General features: G+C 67.9%; 22 protein-coding genes. 7 read left to right on the top strand and 15 right to left on the bottom strand.

Going from position 1 to position 24,137, the window contains the following annotated elements; genetic code table 11:
- The first annotated feature begins 80 nt into the window (after positions 1 to 80).
- The 3 genes from AC07O4_RS04165 (at position 81) to AC07O4_RS04155 (ending at position 3,672) form a co-directional block, all read left to right on the top strand.
- The gene (locus tag AC07O4_RS04165) at positions 81 to 1,058 is read left to right on the top strand and encodes a helix-turn-helix transcriptional regulator (protein WP_495303822.1); all 978 of its coding nucleotides are present in this window, start codon (positions 81 to 83) and stop codon (positions 1,056 to 1,058) included.
- Positions 1,059 to 1,166: 108 nt separating this feature from the next.
- Positions 1,167 to 1,805 (top strand): response regulator, encoded by a 639-nt coding sequence (locus AC07O4_RS04160; RefSeq protein ID WP_495303821.1) that lies wholly within the window; start codon positions 1,167 to 1,169, stop codon positions 1,803 to 1,805.
- Between the two features lie 28 nt (positions 1,806 to 1,833).
- Positions 1,834 to 3,672, top strand: a complete 1,839-nt coding sequence (locus AC07O4_RS04155) for a sensor histidine kinase (protein ID WP_095950186.1) — start codon at positions 1,834 to 1,836, stop codon at positions 3,670 to 3,672.
- 15 nt (positions 3,673 to 3,687) lie between these two features.
- On the opposite strand, the gene AC07O4_RS04150 is transcribed toward AC07O4_RS04155, so the two are convergent.
- From AC07O4_RS04150 to AC07O4_RS04135, 4 genes are all read right to left on the bottom strand, one after another.
- A complete protein-coding gene (locus AC07O4_RS04150) occupies positions 3,688 to 5,175 on the bottom strand; it encodes a Do family serine endopeptidase (RefSeq protein ID WP_095745516.1) in 1,488 nt (495 codons plus the stop codon).
- A gap of 76 nt (positions 5,176 to 5,251) precedes the next feature.
- The gene (locus AC07O4_RS04145) at positions 5,252 to 6,592 is read right to left on the bottom strand and encodes an ATP-binding protein (protein WP_495303820.1); all 1,341 of its coding nucleotides are present in this window, start codon (positions 6,590 to 6,592) and stop codon (positions 5,252 to 5,254) included.
- Between the two features lie 11 nt (positions 6,593 to 6,603).
- Entirely contained in the window at positions 6,604 to 7,263 is a 660-nt protein-coding gene (locus tag AC07O4_RS04140; protein WP_062478105.1) for a response regulator, read from the bottom strand.
- Positions 7,264 to 7,324: 61 nt separating this feature from the next.
- Positions 7,325 to 8,095 carry an IclR family transcriptional regulator domain-containing protein gene (locus AC07O4_RS04135; RefSeq protein WP_070060906.1) on the bottom strand — a complete coding sequence of 257 codons (771 nt, stop codon included), beginning with the start codon at positions 8,093 to 8,095 and terminating at the stop codon, positions 7,325 to 7,327.
- Positions 8,096 to 8,249: 154 nt separating this feature from the next.
- On the opposite strand from AC07O4_RS04135, the gene pobA reads away from it, so the two are divergent.
- Positions 8,250 to 9,431 (top strand): 4-hydroxybenzoate 3-monooxygenase, encoded by a 1,182-nt coding sequence (pobA, locus tag AC07O4_RS04130; protein WP_062478138.1) that lies wholly within the window; start codon positions 8,250 to 8,252, stop codon positions 9,429 to 9,431.
- On the opposite strand, the gene AC07O4_RS04125 is transcribed toward pobA, so the two are convergent.
- Genes AC07O4_RS04125 through AC07O4_RS04105 form a run of 5 tightly spaced genes read right to left on the bottom strand, consistent with a single transcriptional unit; the run spans position 9,401 to position 13,893 of the window.
- Positions 9,401 to 9,847 (bottom strand): nuclear transport factor 2 family protein, encoded by a 447-nt coding sequence (locus tag AC07O4_RS04125; protein WP_495303819.1) that lies wholly within the window; start codon positions 9,845 to 9,847, stop codon positions 9,401 to 9,403. The two genes, pobA and AC07O4_RS04125, sit on opposite strands and share 31 nt — an antisense overlap.
- Positions 9,844 to 10,251, bottom strand: a complete 408-nt coding sequence (locus AC07O4_RS04120; RefSeq protein ID WP_495303818.1) for an SRPBCC family protein — start codon at positions 10,249 to 10,251, stop codon at positions 9,844 to 9,846. Before AC07O4_RS04120 ends, AC07O4_RS04125 begins: the two co-directional genes overlap by 4 nt.
- A 19-nt stretch (positions 10,252 to 10,270) precedes the next feature.
- Positions 10,271 to 10,630, bottom strand: a complete 360-nt coding sequence (locus AC07O4_RS04115) for a VOC family protein (protein ID WP_495303817.1) — start codon at positions 10,628 to 10,630, stop codon at positions 10,271 to 10,273.
- A complete protein-coding gene (locus AC07O4_RS04110; RefSeq protein WP_495303816.1) occupies positions 10,609 to 11,523 on the bottom strand; it encodes a helix-turn-helix domain-containing protein in 915 nt (304 codons plus the stop codon). Before AC07O4_RS04110 ends, AC07O4_RS04115 begins: the two co-directional genes overlap by 22 nt.
- A gap of 39 nt (positions 11,524 to 11,562) precedes the next feature.
- A complete protein-coding gene (locus tag AC07O4_RS04105) occupies positions 11,563 to 13,893 on the bottom strand; it encodes a xanthine dehydrogenase family protein molybdopterin-binding subunit (RefSeq protein WP_495303815.1) in 2,331 nt (776 codons plus the stop codon).
- A gap of 227 nt (positions 13,894 to 14,120) precedes the next feature.
- Between AC07O4_RS04105 and aat the strand changes: the two genes are divergently transcribed.
- The 3 genes from aat to AC07O4_RS04090 are packed head-to-tail and all read left to right on the top strand — an operon-like array spanning position 14,121 to position 16,487.
- The gene (gene aat, locus AC07O4_RS04100) at positions 14,121 to 14,876 is read left to right on the top strand and encodes a leucyl/phenylalanyl-tRNA--protein transferase (protein ID WP_495303814.1); all 756 of its coding nucleotides are present in this window, start codon (positions 14,121 to 14,123) and stop codon (positions 14,874 to 14,876) included.
- A gap of 6 nt (positions 14,877 to 14,882) precedes the next feature.
- The gene (locus AC07O4_RS04095; protein WP_062478083.1) at positions 14,883 to 15,632 is read left to right on the top strand and encodes an arginyltransferase; all 750 of its coding nucleotides are present in this window, start codon (positions 14,883 to 14,885) and stop codon (positions 15,630 to 15,632) included.
- Positions 15,633 to 15,662: 30 nt separating this feature from the next.
- Positions 15,663 to 16,487: an IclR family transcriptional regulator gene (locus AC07O4_RS04090; RefSeq protein WP_159271612.1), complete on the top strand. Its 825-nt coding sequence runs from the start codon at positions 15,663 to 15,665 to the stop codon at positions 16,485 to 16,487.
- Between the two features lie 103 nt (positions 16,488 to 16,590).
- On the opposite strand, the gene AC07O4_RS04085 is transcribed toward AC07O4_RS04090, so the two are convergent.
- The 6 genes from AC07O4_RS04085 to ilvN all read right to left on the bottom strand — a co-directional run bounded on the left by AC07O4_RS04085 (position 16,591) and on the right by ilvN (position 24,056).
- Entirely contained in the window at positions 16,591 to 17,757 is a 1,167-nt protein-coding gene (locus AC07O4_RS04085; protein WP_062478078.1) for a serine hydrolase, read from the bottom strand.
- 117 nt (positions 17,758 to 17,874) lie between these two features.
- On the bottom strand, positions 17,875 to 19,413 hold the full coding sequence (locus AC07O4_RS04080; RefSeq protein WP_070060915.1) for a 2-isopropylmalate synthase: 1,539 nt from the start codon (positions 19,411 to 19,413) through the stop codon (positions 17,875 to 17,877).
- A gap of 53 nt (positions 19,414 to 19,466) precedes the next feature.
- A complete protein-coding gene (gene leuA, locus AC07O4_RS04075; protein ID WP_495303813.1) occupies positions 19,467 to 21,170 on the bottom strand; it encodes a 2-isopropylmalate synthase in 1,704 nt (567 codons plus the stop codon).
- 211 nt (positions 21,171 to 21,381) lie between these two features.
- Complete coding sequence (pssA, locus tag AC07O4_RS04070) at positions 21,382 to 22,206, bottom strand: CDP-diacylglycerol--serine O-phosphatidyltransferase (RefSeq protein ID WP_062478071.1); 825 nt, start codon at positions 22,204 to 22,206, stop codon at positions 21,382 to 21,384.
- 193 nt (positions 22,207 to 22,399) lie between these two features.
- Complete coding sequence (gene ilvC, locus AC07O4_RS04065) at positions 22,400 to 23,416, bottom strand: ketol-acid reductoisomerase (protein WP_062478069.1); 1,017 nt, start codon at positions 23,414 to 23,416, stop codon at positions 22,400 to 22,402.
- Positions 23,417 to 23,564: 148 nt separating this feature from the next.
- A complete protein-coding gene (gene ilvN, locus AC07O4_RS04060) occupies positions 23,565 to 24,056 on the bottom strand; it encodes an acetolactate synthase small subunit (RefSeq protein ID WP_062478068.1) in 492 nt (163 codons plus the stop codon).
- Between the last annotated feature and the right edge of the window lie 81 nt (positions 24,057 to 24,137).

Below are 24,137 nucleotides of genomic sequence, written 5' to 3'. Positions count from 1 at the left end.
GTGGAAACGAGTGGAGGAAACCCAAGGCTACGACCTATTGCGGACAGGTGCTGTCCTCGATCGCAGGCATGATGCGGCCCATGCTGTCCGCTTCCGCCCGCCTGCTTCGCCTGCTCGCGCTGTTCCAGGCCCAGCGCGCCTGGACCGGCGCCGCCCTGGCCGAGCGCCTGGAGATCACCGAGCGCACGCTGCGCCGCGACGTCGACCGGCTGCGCAGCCTCGGCTACACGGTCGACTCCACCTCGGGCGTGGCCGGCGGCTACCGACTGGGTGCGGGCAGTGCCCTGCCGCCGCTGCTGCTGGAAGACGAAGAAGCCATTGCGGTGGCGCTGGCGCTCGGCCATGCCGGCACGGGCGAAGGCGACATCGGCAACGCCTCGATGCGCGCCCTCGCCAAGCTCGACCAGCTGATGCCGCCGCGCCTGCAGCGCCGCCTGGGCAGCGTGCGCGCCTCGGTGGTGCCGGTGATGCGCAGCAAGTCGGGCGTGCGCGTGAAGGCGGTGTCGATGTTCGCCGAGGCCTGCACCGAGCGGCGCGAACTGCGCTTCGGCTACCAGGACCACCATCAGACCGCCACGGCGCGCACCGTGGAGCCGCATCGCGTGGTGCAGACCGGCCAGCGCTGGTACCTGCTGGCCTGGGACACGGCGCGCCAGGACTGGCGCACCTTCCGTCTCGACCGCATCGTCGACGCCGAACCGACGGGCGCACGCTTCACTGCGCGCCACCTGCCGCTGGGCGACGTCGAGGCCTACATGGAACACGCGCTCAAGGTTTCGCCCTACCTGCACCACGCACGCGTGATCGTGCATGCCCCGCTCGCGGCGCTGGAACCGCACCTGGGCTGGGTGGGCGGCGTGCCCGAAGCCCTCGACGCGGACCGCACACGCGTCGTCACCGGCGCCAGCTCGCTCGACGCGCTGGCCGTGTGGCTGGGCTGCCTGGGCCACGACATCGAAATCGAGTCGCCTCCCGAACTGGTGCAGCACGTGGCGCGCGTCGCGACACGGCTGGACACCATCGCGCGCCGGCAGGGTACCCCCATCCCCCGTCTATAGGATGGGCTCGCCCGATACCGGCCGATAGGCTTGCGGCACCTGCAACCTCCGAACGGAAACGGATCTGCCCATGCGCCTCGGCCCCGGTCTCGCCTGCGGAAGCCCGCCATGCCCCTGACCGCCACCCAGGTCGCCGTGGTCGAGGACGACAGCGGCATGCGCGAGCGCATCGCCCGCGTGATCGGCGCCGACCCCGCGCTGGCGCTGGCCTTCAGCGCCTCGAACGCGGTCGACATCCTGAACTGGCTCACGGACAACCCGGTCGACGTGCTGCTGGTCGACCTCGGCCTGCCCGACCACCCCGGCCTGCAGGTGATCCGCCAGTGCCGCCGCATGCAGCCGGCCTGCGCGGTGATGGTGCTCACGATCTTCGGCGACGAGACCCACATGGTGCAGGCCTTCGAGGCCGGTGCGCGCGGCTACCTGCTCAAGGACGGCACCGAGGCCGACCTGGCCGCACACCTGCGCCACCTGGGCGCCGGCGGCTCGCCGCTGCCGCCGGGCATCGCGCGGCAGCTGCTGCGGCGCTGGCAGGCCACAGACAGTGCGCCCGGGCAGCTCTCGTCGCGCGAGGCTGACGTGCTCGACCGGGTGTCTCGTGGTTTCACCTATGCCGAAATCGGCGCGCAGATGGGAGTCTCCGCATCGACGGTTCAAACCCATATCAGAAACATCTACGGCAAGCTGGATGCGCCCCCACCCTCGGACGCCGTGTTGGCGACCCGCCCTCCAGGCCGGCTTTCCTAGCCGCGTGAGCCGCCCCTTCTTTTCCCGCATGCAAGCCGTGCTGCAACTGCTGCTGTGGCTGGTGCTCGCAGCCCCCTTCGCCCATGCGGCCACCCCCCCGGGCACCACCGATGTGGACTGGGCCGAAGCCAGCCTCGAACCCGACGGCCTGCCGCTGCAGGTGCGGCAGGTGGCGCTGCCCTTTCGCTGGGACCACGAGTTTCCGGGGCGCGGCGGCAAGGCCAGCTACCGCATCGTGCTGCCCCCGGACGCCGCCCGCGCGGACGACGCCCAGGCGCTCCTGATGTCGGGCCTGGGCAACCAGGCCGCCGTGTGGTTCAACGGCGCGCTGGTCGCCAACTACGGCGTGCTCGGCGACCCGGCCTACGACGCCGGCAAGGCCAACCTGCTGATCCCGCTGGCCGCCGCGCTGCGGCGCGGCGATGGCCAGCCGCAGGAGCTGCTCATCCAGGCCACCATCCAGCGCCAGCGTGGCGGCGGGCTGGCCAGCGTGCTCTACGGCCCCGAGGCCTCCCTGGCCCCGCTGCACCGCTCGCAGCAGAACTGGCGCAACACCTCGGCCATCGTCTACGCCGTGAGCCTGCTGCTGATGGGCGGCCTGGCCGCCGGGCTGTGGCTGCGCCAGCGCGACGCGCTCTACGGCTGCTTCGCACTGGCCGCGCTCTCGGGCGTGGCGCGCAACCTCGACCGCGTGCTGACCGAAGGGCCCGTGCCCTGGCCGCTGTGGGGCGCCGTGGTGGCGGTCTGCTATGCCTGCCACATCGGGCTGATCGCGCGCTTCGTGCTGCTGGTGCTCGACCGCAACCCGCCCTGGCTGGTGCGCTCCATCTACGGGGCGCTGGCGCTGTCGGTGGTGCTGGCCTGTGCCTCCTTCGCCTTCGCGCTGCCGGCGCTGTGGACCACGGGGCTGGCGATCTTGCAGGTCACGAGCACCATCTGCTTGCCCTACGTGGTGCACGGCGCGCTGGTGGCGCGGCGGCGCATCGCGGGCGTGCTGATGGCGGCGGGCACGCTGGCCATCCTGGCGGGCGCGCACGACCTCCTGCTGGTGCGCATGGGCCTGTTCGGCGGCGCCTACTACACGCTCACCTCGCACGCGATCTTCTTCTTCGTGATGATCCTGGCCGGCCTCGTGGTGGAGCGCTACAGCCGCACCGTGGCCGACTACCGCTCACTCAACGCCAACCTCGCCGCGCGCGTGGCCGAGCGCGAAGAGCAGTTGCGCGGCGCCTTCGAAACCGTGCGCAAGCAGCAGGAGGAACAGGCCGTGCTGCTGGAGCGCCAGCGCATCATGCGGGAGATCCACGACGGCGTGGGCTCGCAGCTCGTGGGCCTGCTCAACGTGGTGAACCAGCCTGCGCCCGACCGCGACGTGGTCGAGGAGCACGTGAAGCTGGCGCTCGACGAGATGCGCATGGCGGTCGATTCGCTGCAGCCCATGCACGACGACCTGACCACCGTGCTGGCCACGCTGCGCTACCGCCTGCAGCCCCGGCTGGACGCGGCCGGCATCGAACTGGTGTGGGACGTCGCCCTCATCCCCACGCTCGCGCCATTTGCCGCGCAGGCTGCACTGCAGTTGCAACGCATCCTGCTGGAGGCCTTCACCAACGTGCTGAAGCATGCGGGCGCCACGCGCATCGTGATGCACGTCGGCTGGCACGGCGAGCAGACGCCGCCTCTGGTGCGCATCGTGCTCACCGACAACGGCCGCGGGCTGCCGGCGAACGAACGCCCCGGTGGCCACGGCCTCGCGAACATGCGTTCGCGGGCGCAGGCCATCGGGGCGCGGCTGCAGATCGAGCGGGCCGACGCGCAGGCCGGCGGCACGCGCGTGTCGCTCGACTGGCCCTGCGCGCTGCCCTGAGCCCGGCCGGGCCGGTCAGCCCAGGCGCACCGGCACGAAGATCTTGTCCTCGCCGCGCTGGATCAAGAGCGCCACCGACTTGTCGGCCTTGGCCACCGCCTGGCGCACCTGCTCCAGGCTCTTGGCCGGCGTGCCGTTGATGGCCAGCAGCACGTCGCCGGCCTGCACCCCGGCCATCGCCGACGGGCCGGCCACGTCCTCGATCAGCAGACCGCCGTCGACCGAGGCCGCGCGCTGTTCCTGCGGCTGCAGCGGGCGCAGCGCCAGGCCGAGCTTGCCCTGCCCCGCCGTGTTGTCGGCCTTGGCGACCTGCGCCGGCTTGTCGCTGGCATCGCCGAGCTTGGCCTGCAGCTCCTGGCGCTCGCCCTGGCGCCACACCTCGAGCGTGACCTTCTTGCCCGGCGCCTGCTGGCCGATGACGGCCGGCAGGTCGCCCGACGACACGATGGCCTGGCCGTCGACCTTGCGGATCACGTCGCCCGCCTTCAGGCCGGCATGGTCGCCGGGGCCGCCCTTCTCGATGTTCGAGACCAGCGCGCCCTCGGGCTTGTCGAGCTTGAACGAATCGGCGAAGGCCTGGTTCACCTCCTGCACCGCCACGCCCAGGCGCGCGTGCGTGGCCTTGCCGGTGGCGACGATCTGGTCCTTCACCTGCACCGCCACGTCGATCGGAATGGCGAACGACACGCCCTGGTAGCCGCCGCTGCGGCTGTAGATCTGCGAGTTGATGCCGACCACCTCGCCGCGCGCATTGAGCAGCGGCCCGCCCGAGTTGCCGGGGTTCACGGCCACGTCGGTCTGGATGAAGGGCACGTAGCTGTCGTCGGGCAGCGAGCGGCCCTTGGCGCTCACCACGCCGGCCGTCACGGTGTTCTCGAAGCCGAAGGGCGAGCCGATGGCCAGCACCCATTCGCCGACCTTCAGGTCCTTGGTGTTGCCCAGCGCGAGCACCGGCAGGTTCTTGGCGTCGATCTTGAGCACCGCGATGTCGGTCTTGGCATCGGCGCCCAGCACCTTGGCGCGGTACTCGCGGCGGTCGGTCAGCTTGACGGTGACTTCCTTCGCGTCCTTCACGACGTGGGCGTTGGTCATGATGATCCCGCTCGGGTCGACGATGAAGCCCGAGCCCTGCGAGCGCACCGGCACGGCGCGCTGCTGTTGCTGCTGTTGGCCTCGCGGTCCCATCTGCCCCTGGAAGTGGCGGAAGAACTGGAACATCGGATCGTCCGGATCGATGCCCTGCAGCTGTGCCATGGTGTCGTCGTCCGGGGCCTTCTCGGTGCCGGTCACGCTGATGTTGACCACGGCCGGGCCATCGCGCGAGGTGATGGTCGAGAAGTCGGGCAAGGTGACCATCGCGGCCGGCGCTGCCACGGCGGCGGTGGTGGCCGGCGCACCCACGGCGCGGGCGCTGGTGTAGGCACCGGCGCCGACGGCACCGATCACACCGGCTGCGGCCAGCGCGATCACGAGGGCACGGGGGGAAGTCAGGGCGGTTTTCATTCTTCGATTCCTTTCAATCCTGCGCCGGAGCGCAAACACGGTGAAAGGAATGTCGCGGCCTTGACTTAGGCGTCGCTTAAACGGAATTTACTTTCTCTGGGGGAGCGAACACCACGCGCACGCACAGCCCACCGAGGCTTGCGGATTTTTCCAACGCCACCGTGGCGCCGTGCAGGTCGGCAATCGACTTCACGATGGCCAGCCCCAGCCCGCTGCCCGGCGCCTGCGGCTCACCCGAGCGGTAGAAGCGATCGAGCACGCGCGCACGCTCGGCCTCGGGCAGGCCGGGGCCGCTGTCGTCCACGCGCAGCTCCACCGCGTCGGCGCGCTTCACGAGGCCGACATCGACCCGCCCGCCTTCGGGCGTGTACTTCACGGCGTTGTCGATCAGGTTGCGCAGCAGCATGCGCAGCGCCTCGGGCTGACCGCTCACAGTGGCGCCCGCGTCGGCTTGCGCCACGCCGATGTCTATGCGGCGCGCCTGCGCGGCCGCCACCGCATCGGAGATCGCCAGGCGCGCCACCTCGGCCAGGTCGACCGCCTCGGGCTTCGCGCCCGCAGCCACGCTGGCCTCGTGACGGGCCAGCGCCAGCATCTGCTCGACGAGGCGCGTGGCGCGGTCGATGCCGGCCGACAGCCGGCTCACGGCCAGCGCGCGCGCCGCGTCGTCGGGGGCGCGCTGCAGGCCCTGCACCTGCAGTTTGAGCGCCGCCAGCGGCGATCGCAGTTCATGCGCGGCATCGGCCACGAAGTGCTTCTGCGCATCGAAGGCATGGCGCACGCGGCCGAACAGCAGGTTGAGTTCCTGCACCAGCGGGCGCACTTCTTCGGGCAGGTTCTCTTCGCTCACGGGCGAGAGGTCGTCGGCCTGCCGCGATGCCACCTGCCGGCGCACGCGCGCCACGGGCGCCAGCGACAGGCTCACCACCCACCACACGACCAGCATCAACAGCGGCGCCATCAGCGCCACGGGCACGATGGTGCGCAGCGCGAGCGAGCCCGCCATGTGGCGCCGCGCCGCCATGTCCTGCGCCACCTGGATCACCAGCCCGCGCGTCTGCATCGAGAACACGCGGTAGGTCGTGCCACGGGCGCGCACGTCGGCAAAGCCCAGCACCGCGAGCTGCGGCAGCGCGGCTTCTTCGGCCGATTCGAAGATGCGCACGCCGTCGACCGTCCACACCTGCACCACGAAATCGAAGTTCTGCTCCGCGCCGCCGAGCCCGCCCACGGCCGCACTCGGCGGCAGGCCCGCGCGCAGCGACAGCGCCATCTGCTGCATGTGGTAGTCGAAGATGTCGTCGGCCTCTTTCAGCACCGTGCGGTAGGCCACCAGCGCCTGCGCGCCGGCCGCGAGCACGATGGCCGCGAGCAGAAACACCAGCAGCCGCGCGCGCAGCGATCCGGTCCATCGCATCACGCGGCGCATCATGCCTTGGGCACCATGTAGCCGACGCCGCGAACGTTGCGGATCAGCTCCGCGCCCAGCTTCTTGCGCAGGCCGTGCACGTAGACCTCGACCGCGTTGCTGCTGATCTCGTCCTTCCAGCCGTAGAGCTTTTCTTCCAGTTGGGCGCGTGAGAGCACCATGCCCGGGCGGGCCAGCAGCGGCTCGAGCACCGCCCACTCACGCGCCGACAGCACCACGGGCTCGCCGTTCACCGCGACCTCGCGCGTGGCGGGGTTGATGCTCACGCCCATGTGCTCGTAGACCGGCTCGGCACGTCCGGATGCGCGCCGCAGCAAGGCGCGGATGCGGGCCAGCAGCTCGTCGAGGTCGTAGGGCTTGAGCACGTAGTCGTCGGCGCCGGCATCGAGCCCTTCGATGCGCTGCTGCACCGAGTCGCGCGCGGTGGCGATCAGCACCGGCATGCGTTGCTTGCGCGCACGCAAGGCGCGCAGCACTTCCAGGCCGTCGCGGCGCGGCACGCCCAGGTCGAGCAGCACGAGGTCGTACTGCTGGGTGCGCAATGCGGATTCGGCGGCGTCGCCGTCCTTCACCCAATCGACCGCGTACTGTTCGGCCCGCAACAGGTCGAGCACGGCCTCGCCGATCATCACGTCGTCTTCGAGAAGCAGGAGTCGCATGGTGGTGTCCGTTTCGGGGGTTCGAGGCCGCGCCGGCGCCGAAAGTTCAGCGCGCCTGCGTTCACAGGAGGGAGCGCACCTCGCGCGCCGCTTCGAACAGCAGCGGCAGCATCTCGCGCTGCAAGGTCTCTTCCTGGTAGCGCGTGCCCGACAGCACCACGTTGAGCGCCGCCACCGTGTGGCCTTGCATGTCGCGCAGCGGCACCGCCAGCGCCTGCACGCCGAGTTCGTGCTCTTCGCTGGCGAAGCAGTAGTCGTCCTTGCGCACCTGCGCGATGCGCTGGCGCAGCGCGCGTGCCTGGGTGATGGTGTGTGGCGTGAGCCGCGCCAGGTGCCGGCCCTTGAGCCACTGCGTGAGCTGCGTGGCGGCCATGGCGGCCAGCAGCACGCGCCCGGTCGAGGTGGCGTGGGCCGGCAGGCGCGCGCCCAGGTGCAGGCCGTAGGCCAGCACGCGCGTGGGCGTGCCGTAGCTGCCGCTGCGCGCGACGATGACCACCTCTTCGCCGTCGAGCACCACGGCCGAGAACGACTCGCCCGTCTGCGCCGCGAGCCGGTTCAGCGTGGGCTGCAGCGCGCGCGGCAGGCGCGACGAGGCCAGGTAGCTGCCCGAGAAGCGCAGCACCTTCGGCGCCATCCAGAAGTAGCTGCCGTCGGTTTCCAGGTAGCCCAGGTGGGCCAGCGTGAGCAGGTGGCGCCGGGCGGCGGCGCGCGTGAGGCCGGCACGCTCGGCCGCCAGCGTGGCGTTCAGGCGCTGGCGCTCGGTGTCGAAGCTTTCGAGCACCGCCATCCCCTTGGCGATGCCCTCGATGAAGTCGGCGCGGGCGATGGTCATTCGTCGTCGGGAGTTCGTCGTGGATCGGTCGGCTGATGAAGTGTTGCGCGATCATCGCGCACGCGTTCGCATGATCGCACAGAGCCTCTCCAGCCGCCGCCCCAACCGGCCGCCCGCGCCCTACGCTTGGCAAAACCCTTTCGGAGACACGAACATGCGCACCCAGGTCGCCATCATCGGCGCAGGCCCCGCCGGCCTTCTGCTCGGCCAGCTGCTGCACAAGGCAGGCATCGACAACGTCATCGTGGAGCGCCAGAGCGGCGACTACGTGCTGGGCCGCATCCGCGCCGGCGTGCTCGAGCAGGTCACGATGGACCTGCTGGCGCGCGCGGGCGTCGACACCCGCGCCAAGGCCGAGGGCTTGCCGCACGACGGCATCGAGCTGCTGTTCAAGGGCGCGCGCCATCGCATCGACATGCACGGCCTCACGGGCGGCAAGCAGGTCACGGTGTACGGCCAGACCGAGGTGACGCGCGACCTGATGGAAGCGCGCACGGCCGAAGGCCTCACGACGATCTACAGCGCAGCCAACGTCAGCCTGCACGACTTCGATTCGGCCAAGCCGCGCGTTCGCTACGAGAAAGACGGCCAGACGCACGAGATCGAGTGCGACTTCATCGCCGGCTGCGACGGCTACCACGGCGTGAGCCGCGCCAGCGTGCCGGCCGACGCGATCCAGACCTACGAGAAGGTCTACCCCTTCGGCTGGCTCGGCGTGCTGGCCGACGTGCCGCCGGTGTCGCACGAACTCATCTACGCCAACACCGAGCGCGGCTTTGCGCTGTGCAGCATGCGCAGCGCCACGCGCTCGCGCTACTACGTGCAGGTGCCGACCGAAGAGAAAGTGGAAAACTGGAGCGACGAGGCCTTCTGGAACGAGCTGCGCGCACGCCTCGACCCCGAAGCGCGCGAACGGCTGGTAACGGGCCCGTCGCTCGAAAAGAGCATTGCGCCGCTGCGCAGCTTCGTGGCCGAGCCGATGCGCTTCGGCTCGCTGTTCCTGGCCGGCGACGCCGCGCACATCGTGCCGCCGACCGGCGCCAAGGGGCTCAACCTTGCGACGGCCGACGTGGGGTACCTGTCGCGCGCCTTGGAGATTTTCTACAACGAAAAATCGGCCTCGGCGCTGGACCGCTACTCCGACCTGTGCCTGCGCCGCGTCTGGAAGGCCGAGCGCTTCTCGTGGTGGTTCACCTCGCTGATGCACCGCTTTCCCGAGACGGGCGCCTTCGGCCAGAAGATCCAGGAAGCCGAACTCGACTACCTCGTGCACTCGCGCGCGGCGTCCACCGCGCTGGCGGAAAACTACGTGGGGCTGCCGCTCGAGGACTTCTGAGCGGCGGGCGACGACAACACCTCGTCGACCCATCGCTGGTCTTCGTCGTAGATCCAGCATTCGCTGAGCTTGCCGTCCTTCACGGCGTAGCGCAGCTGGCGCTCGAGTTCGACCGGGCGCCCCTGATGCTCGAACTGCTCGACGGCGACGATCAGCCCGAAATGCTCGCCGGCCAGCACATCGCGGATCGCGACCAGCCGGCGATTCGTTCGTTCCTTCACCTGCTTGAGCACCGCGAGGCAGGCCGCCTTGCCCCGGTGCGTGCCCGCGAGCGGGCTGCGACCGAAGTAGTGAAAGACGACTTCGTCGTGGTAGCAGTCGACGATGGCCTTGAGGTCGTTGGCGGCCCAGGCCTGTGCGTAGCGCTGCACGACCGCCCGGATCTCGCTCGAAGCCGGTGTTGTCGGCGTGTTCATCGTTCGCTGGCTTTCTCCAGCGTCTTCTTCATCGCGGCGCCGCCCTGCGCCATCATGGGTTCGACGTACGCCGCGAGCCCGTCGGGCAGCACGTCGGTAATCCAGACGAAGCGCGACCGGCCTTCGCCGTGTGCGAACACCTGGGCCGAAGCGTGGTGGTGCGTGGCCTTGCCGTCGGTCACGGTGTAGGCCAGCCGCCGGTTCTCTTCGTCGAGGGCCACGAGCAGCTCGCGCGCCACGAGGCCGTTGGCAAAGTGGACGATGCGGGCGCCCTGCCCGTCGAGTTCGCAGCCGGTGAGAAAGCCCGGCGCGAGGCGCGTATGCACCGCGCCGAAGTCGCGCAGCGCGTCCCACACCTGCGCCACATCACGCTCGACGATGAATTCCTTGTAGACGGTGGCCATGGGGTCGGTGCCTTTCGTGTCAGGGACAGACGGCCTCGACGTTGTTGCCGTCGGGGTCGATGAGGAAGGCCGCGTAGTAGGTCGGGCTGTAGTCGGCGCGCGGCCCTGCGCCGCCGTTGTCGGTGCCGCCGGCCTTCAAGCCGGCCTGGTGAAAGGCGGCAACGGCCGCGTGGTCGGGCGCGCGGAACGCGATGTGCGTGCCCGGGCCTTTCGCACCTTTCGCGGCATAGAGCCACAGCGCCGGTTCGCCGGCCGGGCCGAGGCCCGCGTAGCTGTCGTCGTGGGAGCCCAGCACGTGGCCGAGCGGCGCGAGCGCGGCTTCGTAGAAGCGCCGGCTCGCGGCGAGGTCTTTGACTTTCAGTCCGATGTGGTCGTACATGGCGATGACTTCCTGCTTGAAGGGTGGATCAAGCGGTCATCGTGAAGCAGCGCGGCCAGGCGGTCTTGGAAAATCTTGCGGTCGCCCTTGGCAGCAAGCCGGAAACCGCGCGGCGACACGCCGGCCGCACGGTGGAAGGTGCGCACGAAGTTGCTCAGGTCGGCAAAACCGGCCTCGAGGGCGACGTCGGTCACGGCAAGGTCGCTGTCCGCCAGCAGGCGCGCCGCGCGGCGCAGCCGGGAGCGCACGAGGTACTGGTGCGGCGTGACGCCCAGCACCTGGGAGAACAATCGCAGGAAATGGAAAGCGCTCAGGCCCGCCTGGGCGGCCGCGTCTTCCAGGCCGATCTCGCCTGCGGCGTGGGCCTCGATCCAGGTCGCGGCCTCGACCGCGCGGCGGCGGTCGCGCGGCGTGGCCGACGGCGGTGCTGCCGGCTTGCCGCGCCCCTTCACCACATCGAGGAAACGGCTGGCGAAGCCCATGCCCAGCTCGTCCAGGCCCACGTCGCTGCCGCCTTCGACCGCGACCTGCGCGAGTTCGCCCAGCACCATGAGTTCGGGCAGCGGCGGCAACGCCGAGGCATGCCAACTGCGCCGGTCGGCACCGATCAGGTCGACGAAGCCCGGCGAGAAGTGGAACGACAGGCACTCGTCGCCACAGGCGAAGTGCTCGTGGGTGCAGACGTAGTCGTCGCCCGGTGCGCCGACCAGCACCGCGCCGGCCACCAGCTCGTAATCGCGGCCGAGCGCGCGGCAGCCGAAGCTGCCCTTGCGCACGTACGAGACCGAGTGCGTCTCGTGCATCTCGGTGAACGGCGCCGCGCCGACGCCCGCGTCGCAGCGGTAGGTCGAGACGCGGATTGCGTCGGTCTGCAGTTCGGTGGTGACGCGCATGATGACTTTCGTCGCCCTTCGATCACCGGCCGGCGGCGCTCAGTCGATCGTTTGCATCGCCTGCCAGACCCGCGACGGGCTCAGCGGCATGTGCAGTCGGGGCGCGCGGGCCCCGAGGCCGTTGCGGGCGAAGGCGTCCGCCACCGCGTTGACGATGGCCGGCGTGGCGCCGATGGTGCCCAGTTCGCCCACGCCCTTCACGCCCAGCGGGTTGTTCTTGCAGGGCGTCGATTCGTCCATTTCCATCTGGAACATGGTGTCGACGATGTCGGCGCGCGGCGCGGCGTAGTCCATGAGGCTGCCGGTGACGGGCTGGCCGGTTTCGCTGTCGTACACCACCTGTTCGTACAGCGCCTGGCCGATGCCCTGCACCGCGCCGCCTTCGAGCTGGCCGCGCACGATCATCGGGTTGACCACGCGGCCCACGTCGTTGACCGAGCTGTAGGCCACGACGCTGATCTCGCCGGTGGGCGGGTCGAGCTCGATCTCGCAGATGTGGCAGCCGTTGGGCCAGCTGGGGCCGGCCACGGTGCTGGTGGAGTCGACGAAAATCTCGCGCCCCGGCTGCTTGGCGGCCAGGGTGAACAGGTCGAGTTCGAGGTCGGTGCCGGCCACGATGAAGGTGCCGCGGCTGTAGACGATGTCGTCGATGGACGCCTCGAACTCCTGCGCCGCGAGTTCGCGCGCCTTGTCGATGGTGCGCTCGGCGCCGATGCGAACGGCCGAGCCGCCGGTGAAGAGCGAGCGCGAGCCGGCGCTGCCGAAACCGTCGCCGCGGTCGGTGTCGCCGAGCACCACGCGCACCTTCTCGATGGGCACGCCGAAGGCATCGACGGCCAGCTGCGCGAGCGAGGTCGCGATGCCCTGCCCCATGGCGTTGACGGCCGAGAACACCTCGATCACGCCATCGGCCTGCACCGAGACGGTCACGCGCTCTTCGAACACGTTGCCGCCGGTCCATTCGAGGAACGTGGCAATGCCCAGGCCGCGTTGCTTGCCGCGCGCCGCGGACTCGGCCGCGCGGGCCTCGAAGCCCTGCCAGTCGGCCAGCTGCAGCGCCTGGTCCATCACCGACTCGAACTGGCCGGTGTCGTAGGTCTGCGCCATCGGGTTCTTGTAGGGCATCTGCTCAGGGCGGATGAAGTTGCGCCGGCGCAGCGCGATGCGATCGATGCCGGTCTGGCGCGCGGCCTCGTCCATCAGGCGCTCGATGGTGAAGATGGCCTCGGGCCGGCCCGCGCCGCGGTAGGCGCCGGTGGGCGCGGTGTTGGTGAGCACCGCCTTGAAATGGAAGTCGATGGTCTGGATGTCGTAGACGCTGGTCTGCACCCAGGGGCCGATCAGCAGCTGGATCGCGACGCCAGTGCCGGTGGCGTAGGCGCCCACATTGGCGAGCGTCTTGATGCGCAGGGCCAGGATCTTGCCGTCGGCGTCCAGGGCCATTTCGGCACGCGCCTCGATGTCGCGGCCATGCGCGCTCGAGAGGAACTCTTCGCTGCGGTCGGCCACCCACTTCACGGGCCGGCCCACCTGCAGTGCGGCGTAGGCGACCGCGATGTCCTCGGGGTAGGCGCCGGTCTTCATGCCGAAGCCGCCGCCGACGTCGCCCACGACCACGCGCACTTTTTCCTTGGCGAGGCCGATGGCCGCGCAGACCGAATCGCGCACGCCGGACGGCATCTGGGTGCTCATGCGGATCGTGAGGCGGTCGGTCTTGCTGTCGTGCGTGGCGAGCACGGCGCGCGGCTCGATGGTGAGCGCGACCACGCGCTGGTTGTTGACGTCCAGGGCGATCACGTGGGCGGCGCGCTCGAAGGCGGCGGTGGCGGCTTCGCTGCTGCCGTGGCGCATCTCGGCGGCGATGTTGCCCGTGGCCTCCTCGCACAGGAGCGGCGCGCCATCGGCGGTCGCGCCCGGCAGGTCGACCACCATCGGCAGCTCTTCGTAGTCGACCATGACGGCCTCGACCGCATCGCGCGCCTGCTGCACGGTGTCGGCAATGACGGCCGCCACCGGTTCGCCGACGAAGCGCGCGCGCTCGTGCGCCAGGGCGCGGCGCGGCGGGCTGGCGCTGTCGCTGCCGTCCGCGCGCTTGAAGCCGGCGGCGCCGGGCATCGGCTTGACGCCGGCCTCGGCCAGGTCGGCCCCGGTGATCACGCGCAGCACGCCGGGCATGCCGACGGCCGCGGACGTGTCGATGGACACGATGCGCGCATGCGGATAGGGGGAGCGAAGGAAGACGAGATGCGCCTGCTCGGAGAGCGTGACGTCGTCGGTGTAACGGCCGGCGCCTGCGAGCAGGCTTTCGTCCTCGAGGCGGCGCACCGCCTGGCCGCTGCCGAAGCGCGTGGGGTTGGGTTCAGTGGTCAACGTGGTCCTCTTGTGCTGATCCCCGGCGCCCTGCACATGCCTGCCGGATCCGCTGTGGTACTGCGAAAGCAAGCTGTGCACTATAGGTTTTTCGACGGGTCTTGTGGGGTTGTCTCGCGTGCCATCGGCGGTGGCACCAGGGCCGCAGCCTTGTGGACTGTTCCCGTGTGAGCGGGATTTTCCCTCAACTGGCTTGCGTTTTCGAGAAGCCGTGTATACCTGCATCCATGCGACAACTGCCTTGGCTCGAACCCGGAGATGCACTGCCCGACCCCGCTTCGGCGTGGGACGAACGGGACCCGGTGCCCGGCCTGCTGGCGGCCGGCGGCTCCCTCGATGTCGATACTCTGATGCAGGCCTACAGCCGCTGCGTCTTCCCCTGGTTCAGCGACGACCAGCCCATCCTGTGGTGGAGCCCCGACCCGCGCATGGTGCTGCGGGTGGACGACTTCCGGCTGCATCGCTCGCTGCGCAAGACCCTGAGCCGTTTTGCCGCGACGCCCGGCTGCGAGCTGCGCATCGATCACGATTTTGGAACGGTGATCCAGGCCTGTTCGCAGTCGGCGCGGGCCGGCCAGTCGGGCACCTGGATCGTGCCGGACATGGTCAAGGCCTATACGCAATTGCACCACGCCGGGCACGCGCACAGCGTCGAAACCTGGATCGACGGCGAGTTGGCGGGCGGGCTCTACTGCGTGGCGCTGGGCCGGGCCGTGTTCGGCGAATCGATGTTCACGCGCCGCCCGGACGCCTCGAAGATCGCGCTGGCCGGCCTGGTCGCGCTGTGCCGCCGCGCCGACATCCAAATGATCGACTGCCAGCAGAACACCGCGCACCTGGCCAGCCTCGGCGCCCGCGAAATGCCGCGCGCACGCTTCGTCGCGCACGTGGCCCAGGCCCGAAAACAGGAGGACCCGCAGTGGCAATTCGACCCCGTATACTGGTCCGAACTCCTTTCCGAGCGACCTCCTCTTTCGACGTGACGTGACGTGACGCACCTCAAGGATCTCCCGCTTCACACGCTGCAGTTCTACGCGACGGCGCCCTATCCCTGCAGCTACCTGCCGGATCGCCAGGCCCGCTCGCAGGTGGCCACGCCCAGCCACCTGATCCACAACGACGCCTACTCCGACCTGGTGCTCAGCGGCTTCCGGCGCAGCGGCATGTTCACCTACCGGCCCTATTGCGACGGCTGCCGCGCCTGCATCCCGCTGCGCGTGCTGGCGCACAGCTTCAAGCCGAACCGCAGCCAGCGCCGCACCGCCAAACAGCACGCCGACCTGCAGGCGCGCGTGCTCAAGCTGTGCTTCGTGCCCGAGCACTACCAGCTCTACCTGCGCTACCAGACCGGCCGCCACTCGGGCGGCGGCATGGACCACGACAGCATCGACCAGTACACCCAGTTCCTGCTGCAAAGCCGCGTCAACTCGCGGCTGGTTGAGTTCCGCGAAACCCTGCCCGACGGCAGCCCCGGCGCACTGAAGATGGTGTCGATCCTCGATGTGCTCAGCGACGGCATCTCGGCCGTCTACACCTTCTACGAACCCGAGGACGGCGCCGGCTACGGCACCTACAGCGTGCTGTGGCAGATCGAGCAGGCCCGCAAGCTGGGGCTGCCGCACGTCTACCTGGGCTACTGGATCGAGCGCAGCCCCAAGATGCACTACAAGGCCCGCTTTTCCCCGCACGAAGTGTTGGTGGACGGCCACTGGCAGGCACCGAGCGATTTCACAAGGTAAAATGGCGCACGGTCATCACCGCATTGCGCCATGAGAAAAAACCTATCCGACGTTCCCGCCACTCCCGTCATCCAGGTCATCGAGCGCATGTTCTCGCTGATCGACGTCCTGGCCTCGCGCGAAGAAGCGATCTCGCTGAAGGAAATCAGCGAAAAGACGGGGCTTCACCCGTCGACCACGCACCGCATCCTCAATGACCTCGCGGTCGGCCGCTTCGTCGACCGACCCGAAGCCGGCAGCTACCGCCTCGGCATGCGCCTGCTGGAGCTGGGCAACCTGGTCAAGGGCCGGCTGAACGTGCGCGACGCGGCCCTGGGGCCGATGCGCGAGCTGCACAAGCTCACGCAGCAGCCGGTCAATCTCAGCATGCGCCAGGGCGACGAGATCGTGTACATCGAGCGCGCCTACAGCGAACGTTCGGGCATGCAGGTGGTGCGCGCCATCGGCGGCCGTGCCGCCCTGCACCTGACCTCGACCGGCAAGCTGTTCCTGGCCGCCGACGATCCGCAGCGCGTGCGCAGCTACGCCACGCGCACCGGCCTGGCCGGCCACACCCGCAACAGCATCACCCAGCTGCCCGCGCTCGAGCGCGAGCTGTCGAAGGCGCGCCAGTACGGCATCGCCCGCGACAACGAAGAACTGGAGTTGGGCGTGCGCTGCATGGCCGCCGGCATCTACGACGACCAGGGCAAGCTGGTGGCGGGCCTGTCGATCTCGGCCCCGGCCGATCGCCTCGACGAAGGCTGGCTGCCCAAGCTGCAGGCGACCGCCAATGAAATCTCGGGCGCGCTGGGCTTCAAGGACGGAATGGCCGCGACGCCTGCGTCGGGCACGAACGTGACAACGGGCGCCTGAGCGCCCGATTGCTTTCGACTCTTCTTCTTTCCAGCGAGCCGGCCGGTAAGCCCTCCACGAGGGCAGCAGGCAGGCCGCTAACGGCCTCCCCGCTCAATCGATCTCAGCCGGCAACCTGGAAGCCGCGCGGACCCGACACGGCGTGCGTGGCCTCGACCCAGCGGCGAACCCGCTCGGCGTCGGCGATGCGGCTGAACTTGCCGGCCGAATCCAGGAACACCATGATTAGCTTGCGCCCGGCCACCTTGGCCTGCATCACGAGGCACTGGCCGGCTTCGGAGATGTAGCCGGTCTTCTGCAGGCCGATGTCCCATTCCGGGCTCTTCACAAGGCGGTTGGTGGTGTTGAACTGCAGCACGCGGTTGCCGACTTCGACCTGGTATTCCGGCGACGTGGACAGCGAACGCACGGTGGCGTCCGAATAGGCGGCATTGACCAGCAGCGCCAGGTCTTGCGCGCTCGACTGGTTGCGGCTGGACAGGCCCGTGGGCTCCACGTAGCGCGTGTCCTTCATGCCGAGCATGCGGGCCTTGGCATTCATGATGCTCACGAAGGTCGTGAGACCGCCCGGGTAGGTGCGGCCCAGCGCGTGCGCCGCGCGGTTTTCACTCGACATCAGCGCCAGGTGCAGCAGCTCGCCGCGCGACAGCGTGGTGCCGACGGTCAGGCGCGAACGGCTGCCCTTTTCGGTGTCGACGTCGTCCTGCGTGATGGTGATGAGCTCGTCGTTCGGCAGGTGGGCTTCGCTGATCAGCAGGCCGGTCATGAGCTTGGTGAGCGAAGCGATCGGCAGCACGGCGTGGTCGTTCTTGCTGAACAGCACCTCGTGGGTGTCCTGATCGATCACCAGGGCGACGCTCGACTTCAGGTCGAGTGCGTCGTCGGTGCTGTGCAGGCCGGCCATCTGGCCGAAGGACTGGCGGGCTGGCGTCTCGACGCGCACCACCGAACGGCGCTGCACGGCAACGACGGTCTTGCCGTTCTTCTTGTGGATGGTGGCCACAACATTGCGACCGCCGCGCACGACCTTGTCGGCCTGCTCGGCGCGACCGCCGCGTGCCACCTTGGAAGCGGACGCATTGCGCTGCTTGGTTTCGGCGGGGGCCTTCGCCTTCTTGGCGACGGCGGACTTGGCGGCAGCGGGTTTTTCCTTCTTCGCGGCCTGGGCGCCAGGCAGCAAAAACGCCGAGGCGCACAGCGCCACGGCGAGGAACTTGAAGGCGGGTAGGAACCGCTGGATGGAAACTCGACGTAGACGGGTTTCAGGCATCAATAAATCTCCAGCGGCAACAAACGAGGACCGCAGTGTATCGAAATCAAAAAAGACACGCAATATCAGTTACTTGCATCCTCTTCTTCATTCGAATACCAAGGAACGCCTGAAAACCTAACCTTGTGCCGCCACTCTCTCAGCTTGGCTCTGTAACTTGTTGAGCGCACTCAAATAAGCCTTTGCCGAAGCGACCACGATGTCGGGGTCTGCACCCACACCGTTGACCACCCGCCCTGCGTTTTGTAACCGGACTGTAACTTCTCCCTGGCTTTCCGTCGAGCCGCTGATGGCGTTTACAGAGTAAAGAACCATCTCGGCGCCGCTCTTGACGTGGGCCTCGATGGCCTTGAGGGACGCATCGACCGGCCCGTTGCCGTCGGATTCGCTGGTGACTTCCTTGCCCTGGACCGTGAACACGATCTTGGCTTGAGGCCGTTCGCCGGTTTCGCTGTGCTGGGAGAGAGAGACGAAAGCAAACTGTTCACCAACGTGCGAAAGCTCTTCCGCGCTGACCAGCGCCAGGATGTCTTCGTCGAAAATTTCGGACTTGCGGTCGGCCAGCTCCTTGAAGCGCGCGAACGCGGCGTTGACCTCGGTTTCACTTTCCATCGTCACGCCCAGGTCCTGCAGGCGCTGCTTGAAGGCGTTGCGGCCGCTGAGCTTGCCCAGCACGATCTTGTTGGCGGTCCAGCCCACGTCTTCGGCGCGCATGATCTCGTAGGTGTCGCGCGCCTTGAGCACGCCGTCCTGGTGGATGCCCGAGGCGTGCGCGAACGCGTTGGCGCCCACCACCGCCTTGTTGGGCTGCACCACGAAGCCGGTGGTCTGGCTGACCATGCGGCTGGCGGCCACGATGTGCTGGGTGTCGATGTTCAGGTCGAGCCCGAAGTAGTCCCTGCGCGTCTTCACGGCCATGACCACTTCTTCGAGCGAACAGTTGCCCGCGCGCTCGCCCAGGCCGTTGATCGTGCACTCGACCTGGCGCGCGCCGCCGATCTTCACGCCGGCCAGCGAGTTCGCCACGGCCATGCCCAGGTCGTTGTGGCAATGCACCGACCAGATCGCCTTGTCGCTGTTGGGAATGCGCTCGCGCAGCATCTTGATGAAGTTGCCGTACAGCTCAGGAATGGCGTAGCCGACGGTGTCGGGCACGTTGATGGTGGTGGCGCCCTCGTTGATCACGGTCTCGAGCACGCGGCACAGGAAGTCGGGGTCGCTGCGGTAGCCGTCTTCGGGGCTGAACTCCACGTCGGCGATCTGGTTGCGCGCGAAGCGCACGGCCAGCTTGGCCTGCTCATGCACCTCGTCGGGCGACATGCGCAGCTTCTTTTCCATGTGCAGCGGCGAGGTCGCGATGAAGGTGTGGATGCGCCCGCGCGCCGCACCCTTCAGGGCCTCGGCCGCGCGCGCGATGTCGCGGTCGTTGGCGCGCGAGAGGCCGCACACCGTCGAGTCCTTGATCGCATTGGCGATGGCCTTCACGGCCTCGAAGTCGCCGTTCGAACTGGCCGGAAAGCCGGCTTCGATGACGTCGACCCTGAGCCGCTCCAGCAGCTTGGCGATGCGCAACTTTTCGTCGCGCGTCATCGAGGCGCCGGGCGACTGTTCGCCGTCGCGCAAGGTGGTGTCGAAAATAATGAGTTGGTCGGTCATCGTGGATCTCCTTGGTTCGTTCCCACCTTGCGCGTGCGGCTGGTGCCGGTGCGTCAGGCGACTTCAGCCACCGATTGTGCGCTGCGCGCGCCCCGGCCCCTGGCCCGCTGCACCCCCGACACGATCGCCTTCAGCGAGGCCGAGATCACGTTCGCATCGATGCCGACGCCGAACAGGGTCTGCGACTCGTCGACGCGCAGTTCGAGGTAGGCCACCGACTTGGCGTCGGCGCCCGCGCCGATGGCGTGCTGGTGGTAATCCATGACGCGCACCGTGTGGCCGGTGGCCTGGCTCAGTGCCTGCGTGAAGGCGTCGATCGGGCCGTTGCCGCGGCCTTCGATGGCGCGCGTTTCACCGTCCCACGGCAGGTCGCCGCGCAGCACCACCGTGGCCTCGGCGCCTTCGCCTTCTTCCTGGATCACGCGGTGTTGCAAGGCCTTGGCGGTCTCGATGCCGTATTCGTTCACGAAGATCTGCCAGAGGTCGGCGGCGGTGAGTTCCTTGCCGCCCACGTCCATCACGCGCTGCACGACCTGCATGAATTCCATCTGCAGGCGGCGCGGCATCTCAAGGCCGTACTCGCTCTCGAGCAGGTAGGCCATGCCGCCCTTGCCCGACTGGCTGTTCACGCGGATCACGGCTTCGTAGCTGCGGCCCACGTCCTTCGGGTCGATGGGGAGGTACGGAATGTCCCAGATGTCGCCGTCCTTGCGCGCGGCGAAGGCCTTCTTGATCGCATCCTGGTGCGAGCCCGAGAACGAGGTGTAGACGAGGTCACCGACGTACGGATGGCGCGGGTGCACGGGAATCTGGTTGCAGTGCTCGACCGTGGCGCGAATCTCGTCGATGTTCGAGAAGTCGAGTTCGGGCGAGACGCCCTGCGTGTAGAGGTTGAGTGCGACGTTCACGAGGTCGAGGTTGCCGGTGCGCTCGCCATTGCCGAAGAGGCAGCCTTCGATGCGCTCGGCGCCGGCCATCAAGGCCAGTTCGCCGGCTGCGGTGCCGGTGCCGCGGTCGTTGTGCGGGTGCACGCACAGCACGATCGAGTCACGGCGCGCGAGGTTGCGGTGCATCCACTCGATCATGTCCGCGAAGATGTTCGGCGTGGAATGCTCGACCGTGGTGGGCAGGTTGACGATGCACTTGCGCTCGGGCGTCGGCGCCCAGACTTCGGTGACCGCATCGACCACGCGCTTGGAGAAGACCACGTCGGTGCCCGAGAACATTTCGGGCGAGTACTGGAAGGTCCACTTCGTGTTCGGCTGCTTTGCGGCGAAGTCGTTGAACATGCGGGCGTGGCTGCTCGCGAGTTCGACGATCTGGTCTTCGTCCATGCCGAGCACCACGCGGCGCATCACGGGGGCCACCGCGTTGTAGAGGTGGACGATGGCGCGCGGTGCGCCCTGCAACGCTTCGAAGGTGCGTTCGATGAGGTGGTCGCGCGCCTGCGTGAGCACCTGGATCGTCACGTCGTCGGGAATGCGGTCTTCCTCGATGAGCTTGCGCACGAAGTCGAATTCGACCTGCGACGCCGAGGGAAAGCCGACTTCGATTTCCTTGAAGCCGATGGTCACGAGGGTTTCAAACATGCGCATCTTGCGCGCGATGTCCATGGGTTCGACCAGGGCCTGGTTGCCATCGCGCAGGTCCGTCGACAGCCAGATCGGGGCCTTGGTCAGCACGGCATCGGGCCAGGTGCGGTCCTTGAGACCGATCGGGGCGAATGCGCGGTATTTGGCTTGAGGTTGCTTGAGCATGTCGATTTCTCTGTGATGGTTGGAACTCAACCAGCAACCCCAAAAGACAAACGGCCCGTTGCTGGTGCGAACGGGCCGTGATGAGGGATTAGCGCGTGCGCTACCGTCTCCGCCCGTGAGGGAGGGCTAGTAGGGCCAGCAGCGAAATCTTGGTCATGAGGGTTGCGAATGTAGCACAGCCTTCGCGGGCCTGTGAAGGCCCGGGGCTTCTTCAGTTGTGCAGCCCCCGCTCGTCGGGCTCTTCGGTCGAGGTGCTGATCACGCTCACCGGCTGGCCCTTGGCCTTGCGCCACGCGTACACCACGTAGCCGCTCAATCCATAGGCCACGAAGAGGCTGAACAGCACCGTCGGCGGATGGATGTTGATGACTGCGATGCCCAGCGCGATCAGCACGATCACGACGAAGGGCACGCTCTTCTTCATCTGGATGTCCTTGAAGCTGTAGAACGGCGCATTGGTCACCATGGTGAGGCCCGCGTACAGCGTGAAGGCAAAAGTGACCCAGGTGATCTGCGTCCACGAGAGGTACAGCACCTCGCCACCACGCTTGCCCCATTCGTTGACGAGCCAGATGAAGCCCGCCACGAGCGCCGCGGCCGCCGGCGACGGCAGGCCCTGAAACCAGCGCTTGTCGACCACGCCCGTGTTGACGTTGAAGCGTGCGAGCCGCAACGCGGCGCAGGCGCAGTACACGAAGGCGGCGATCCAGCCCCAGCGTCCGAGGCCCTTGAGCGACCACTCGTAGGCGATGAGCGCGGGCGCGGCGCCAAAGGACACCATGTCGGACAGCGAGTCCATCTGCTCGCCGAACGCGCTTTGCGTGTTAGTCATGCGGGCCACGCGCCCGTCGAGGCTGTCGAGCACCATCGCGGCGAACACGCCGAGCGCGGCCAGGTCGAAACGCGCGTTCATGGCCATCACGACCGAGTAGAAGCCGCCGAACAACGCCGCCAGCGTGAACAGGTTCGGCAGGATGTAGATGCCCTTGCGACGCTTACGCGGCTGCGCGTCGTCGGGGACGGTGTCGTCATGCATTGAAATAGCCTCCGTCCCTCGTGGGAACTGCCCGATCAGCTATCCATTCGATAGCATCTTGGTCTGTGAATCGCATGCTTCGCAGTGTAGTTCAGGGGACCCGTGCACTCCCCTTCAAACAAAAGGGCCACCGCGACGGGTGGCCCTCCGAAACAGGGTGCCGAAGCACCCTGTTGGCTCTTGCCTCTGAAGATCAGTTGCGGGTCTGGTCGACCAGCTTGTTCTTCTTGATCCAGGGCATCATCGCGCGCAGCTTTTCGCCGACGACTTCGATCTGATGCTCAGCGTTCAGGCGACGGCGGCTGATCAGCACCGGCTGGCCGGCAGCGGCTTCGAGCACGAAGCTCTTGGCGTATTCGCCGGTCTGGATGTCCTGCAGGACCTTCTTCATGGCCTTCTTGGTCTCGTCGGTCACGATGCGCGGGCCCGTGACGTACTCGCCGTATTCGGCGTTGTTCGAGATCGAGTAGTTCATGTTGGCGATGCCGCCTTCGTAGATCAGGTCGACGATCAGCTTCAGCTCGTGCAGGCATTCGAAGTACGCCATTTCGGGCGCGTAGCCGGCTTCCACCAGCGTTTCGAAACCAGCCTTGATCAGCTCGACCGTGCCGCCGCACAGAACCGCTTGCTCGCCGAACAGGTCGGTCTCGGTTTCTTCGCGGAAGTTGGTCTCGATGATGCCGGCCTTGCCGCCGCCGTTGGCGGTGGCGTAGCTCAGCGCGAGGTCACGCGCCTTGCCGCTCTTGTCCTGGTGCACCGCGATCAGGTGCGGCACGCCGCCACCTTGCGTGTACGTGCCGCGCACGGTGTGACCCGGAGCCTTGGGAGCGACCATCCACACGTCGAGGTCGGCGCGCGGCTGCACGAAACCGTAGTGCACGTTGAAGCCGTGCGCGAAGACGAGCGAAGCGCCTTCCTTGATGTTCGGGGCCACGTCGTTCTTGTAGACGGCGGCGATCTGCTCATCGGGCAGCAGGATCATGACGACGTCGGCCGACTTCACGGCATCAGCGACTTCAGCGACCTGCAGGCCGGCCTTGCCGACCTTGTCCCACGAAGCGCCGCCCTTGCGCAGGCCGACCACGACCTTGACGCCGCTGTCGTTCAGGTTCTGCGCGTGTGCGTGACCTTGCGAGCCGTAGCCGATGATGGCAACCGTCTTGCCCTTGATGAGGCTGAGGTCCGCGTCCTTGTCGTAATAAACCTTCATGATGTTCTCCAGATAGATAAGCGAGTTGCAGTGTGTTGTTGTGCCGTTCGTCCTGAGCCTGTCGAAGGGCTCAATGCAGTCCCCGCTCGCGCGAGGGCTTCGACAAGCTCAGCCCGAACGGGCAGCGACTGAGCTCCGAATCATGGTGTCAGACCCGCAGGATGCGTTCGCCGCGCCCGATGCCGCTGGCGCCGGTGCGCACCGTCTCGAGGATGGCGCCGCGGTCGATCGCTTCCAGGAAAGCGTCGTTCTTGCCGTGATCGCCAGTCAGCTCGATGGTGTAGCTCTTGTCGGTCACGTCGATGATGCGGCCACGGAAGATTTCCGCCATGCGCATCATTTCCTCGCGTTCCTTGCCCACCGCGCGCACCTTCACCATCATGAGCTCGCGCTCGGTGTAGGCGCCTTCGGTCAGGTCGACCACCTTCACGACCTCGATGAGGCGGTTCAGGTGCTTGGTGATCTGCTCAATCACGTCGTCCGAGCCGTTGGTGACGATGGTCATGCGCGAGAGACTTGCGTCCTCGGTCGGCGCCACGGTCAGCGATTCGATGTTGTAGCCACGGGCCGAGAACAGGCCCACCACGCGGGAAAGAGCACCCGGCTCGTTTTCCAGCAGCACTGCAATGATGTGTTTCATGTTGGCGTGACTCCTCTTTTCGCCTACGCGGAAGCTTTCGCTTTCGCCGCCCTCCCCCGTGCACGGTAATGCGCGGGCTTG

It is taken from the genome of Variovorax sp. GW821-FHT09D04 (assembly GCF_059416405.1).
Note: the sequence above shows the minus strand (reverse complement) of the source record. Positions and strands in the feature narration are given on the sequence as shown.

Coding starts and splice junctions, on each gene's coding strand:
- leuA (WP_495303813.1), bottom strand. CDS start 21,170: ATGCTCAAGCAACCTCAAGCCAAATACCGCGCATTCGCCCCGATCGGT.
- pobA (WP_062478138.1), top strand. CDS start 8,250: ATGCGCACCCAGGTCGCCATCATCGGCGCAGGCCCCGCCGGCCTTCTG.
- AC07O4_RS04150 (WP_095745516.1), bottom strand. CDS start 5,175: ATGAAAACCGCCCTGACTTCCCCCCGTGCCCTCGTGATCGCGCTGGCC.
- AC07O4_RS04135 (WP_070060906.1), bottom strand. CDS start 8,095: ATGACCATCGCCCGCGCCGACTTCATCGAGGGCATCGCCAAGGGGATG.
- ilvC (WP_062478069.1), bottom strand. CDS start 23,416: ATGAAGGTTTATTACGACAAGGACGCGGACCTCAGCCTCATCAAGGGC.
- AC07O4_RS04140 (WP_062478105.1), bottom strand. CDS start 7,263: ATGCGACTCCTGCTTCTCGAAGACGACGTGATGATCGGCGAGGCCGTG.
- ilvN (WP_062478068.1), bottom strand. CDS start 24,056: ATGAAACACATCATTGCAGTGCTGCTGGAAAACGAGCCGGGTGCTCTT.
- AC07O4_RS04120 (WP_495303818.1), bottom strand. CDS start 10,251: ATGGCCACCGTCTACAAGGAATTCATCGTCGAGCGTGATGTGGCGCAG.
- AC07O4_RS04110 (WP_495303816.1), bottom strand. CDS start 11,523: ATGCGCGTCACCACCGAACTGCAGACCGACGCAATCCGCGTCTCGACC.
- AC07O4_RS04090 (WP_159271612.1), top strand. CDS start 15,663: ATGAGAAAAAACCTATCCGACGTTCCCGCCACTCCCGTCATCCAGGTC.
- AC07O4_RS04115 (WP_495303817.1), bottom strand. CDS start 10,630: ATGTACGACCACATCGGACTGAAAGTCAAAGACCTCGCCGCGAGCCGG.
- AC07O4_RS04160 (WP_495303821.1), top strand. CDS start 1,167: ATGCCCCTGACCGCCACCCAGGTCGCCGTGGTCGAGGACGACAGCGGC.
- pssA (WP_062478071.1), bottom strand. CDS start 22,206: ATGCATGACGACACCGTCCCCGACGACGCGCAGCCGCGTAAGCGTCGC.
- AC07O4_RS04125 (WP_495303819.1), bottom strand. CDS start 9,847: ATGAACACGCCGACAACACCGGCTTCGAGCGAGATCCGGGCGGTCGTG.
- AC07O4_RS04145 (WP_495303820.1), bottom strand. CDS start 6,592: ATGCGATGGACCGGATCGCTGCGCGCGCGGCTGCTGGTGTTTCTGCTC.
- AC07O4_RS04165 (WP_495303822.1), top strand. CDS start 81: ATGCTGTCCGCTTCCGCCCGCCTGCTTCGCCTGCTCGCGCTGTTCCAG.
- aat (WP_495303814.1), top strand. CDS start 14,121: ATGCGACAACTGCCTTGGCTCGAACCCGGAGATGCACTGCCCGACCCC.
- AC07O4_RS04080 (WP_070060915.1), bottom strand. CDS start 19,413: ATGACCGACCAACTCATTATTTTCGACACCACCTTGCGCGACGGCGAA.
- AC07O4_RS04155 (WP_095950186.1), top strand. CDS start 1,834: ATGCAAGCCGTGCTGCAACTGCTGCTGTGGCTGGTGCTCGCAGCCCCC.
- AC07O4_RS04085 (WP_062478078.1), bottom strand. CDS start 17,757: ATGCCTGAAACCCGTCTACGTCGAGTTTCCATCCAGCGGTTCCTACCC.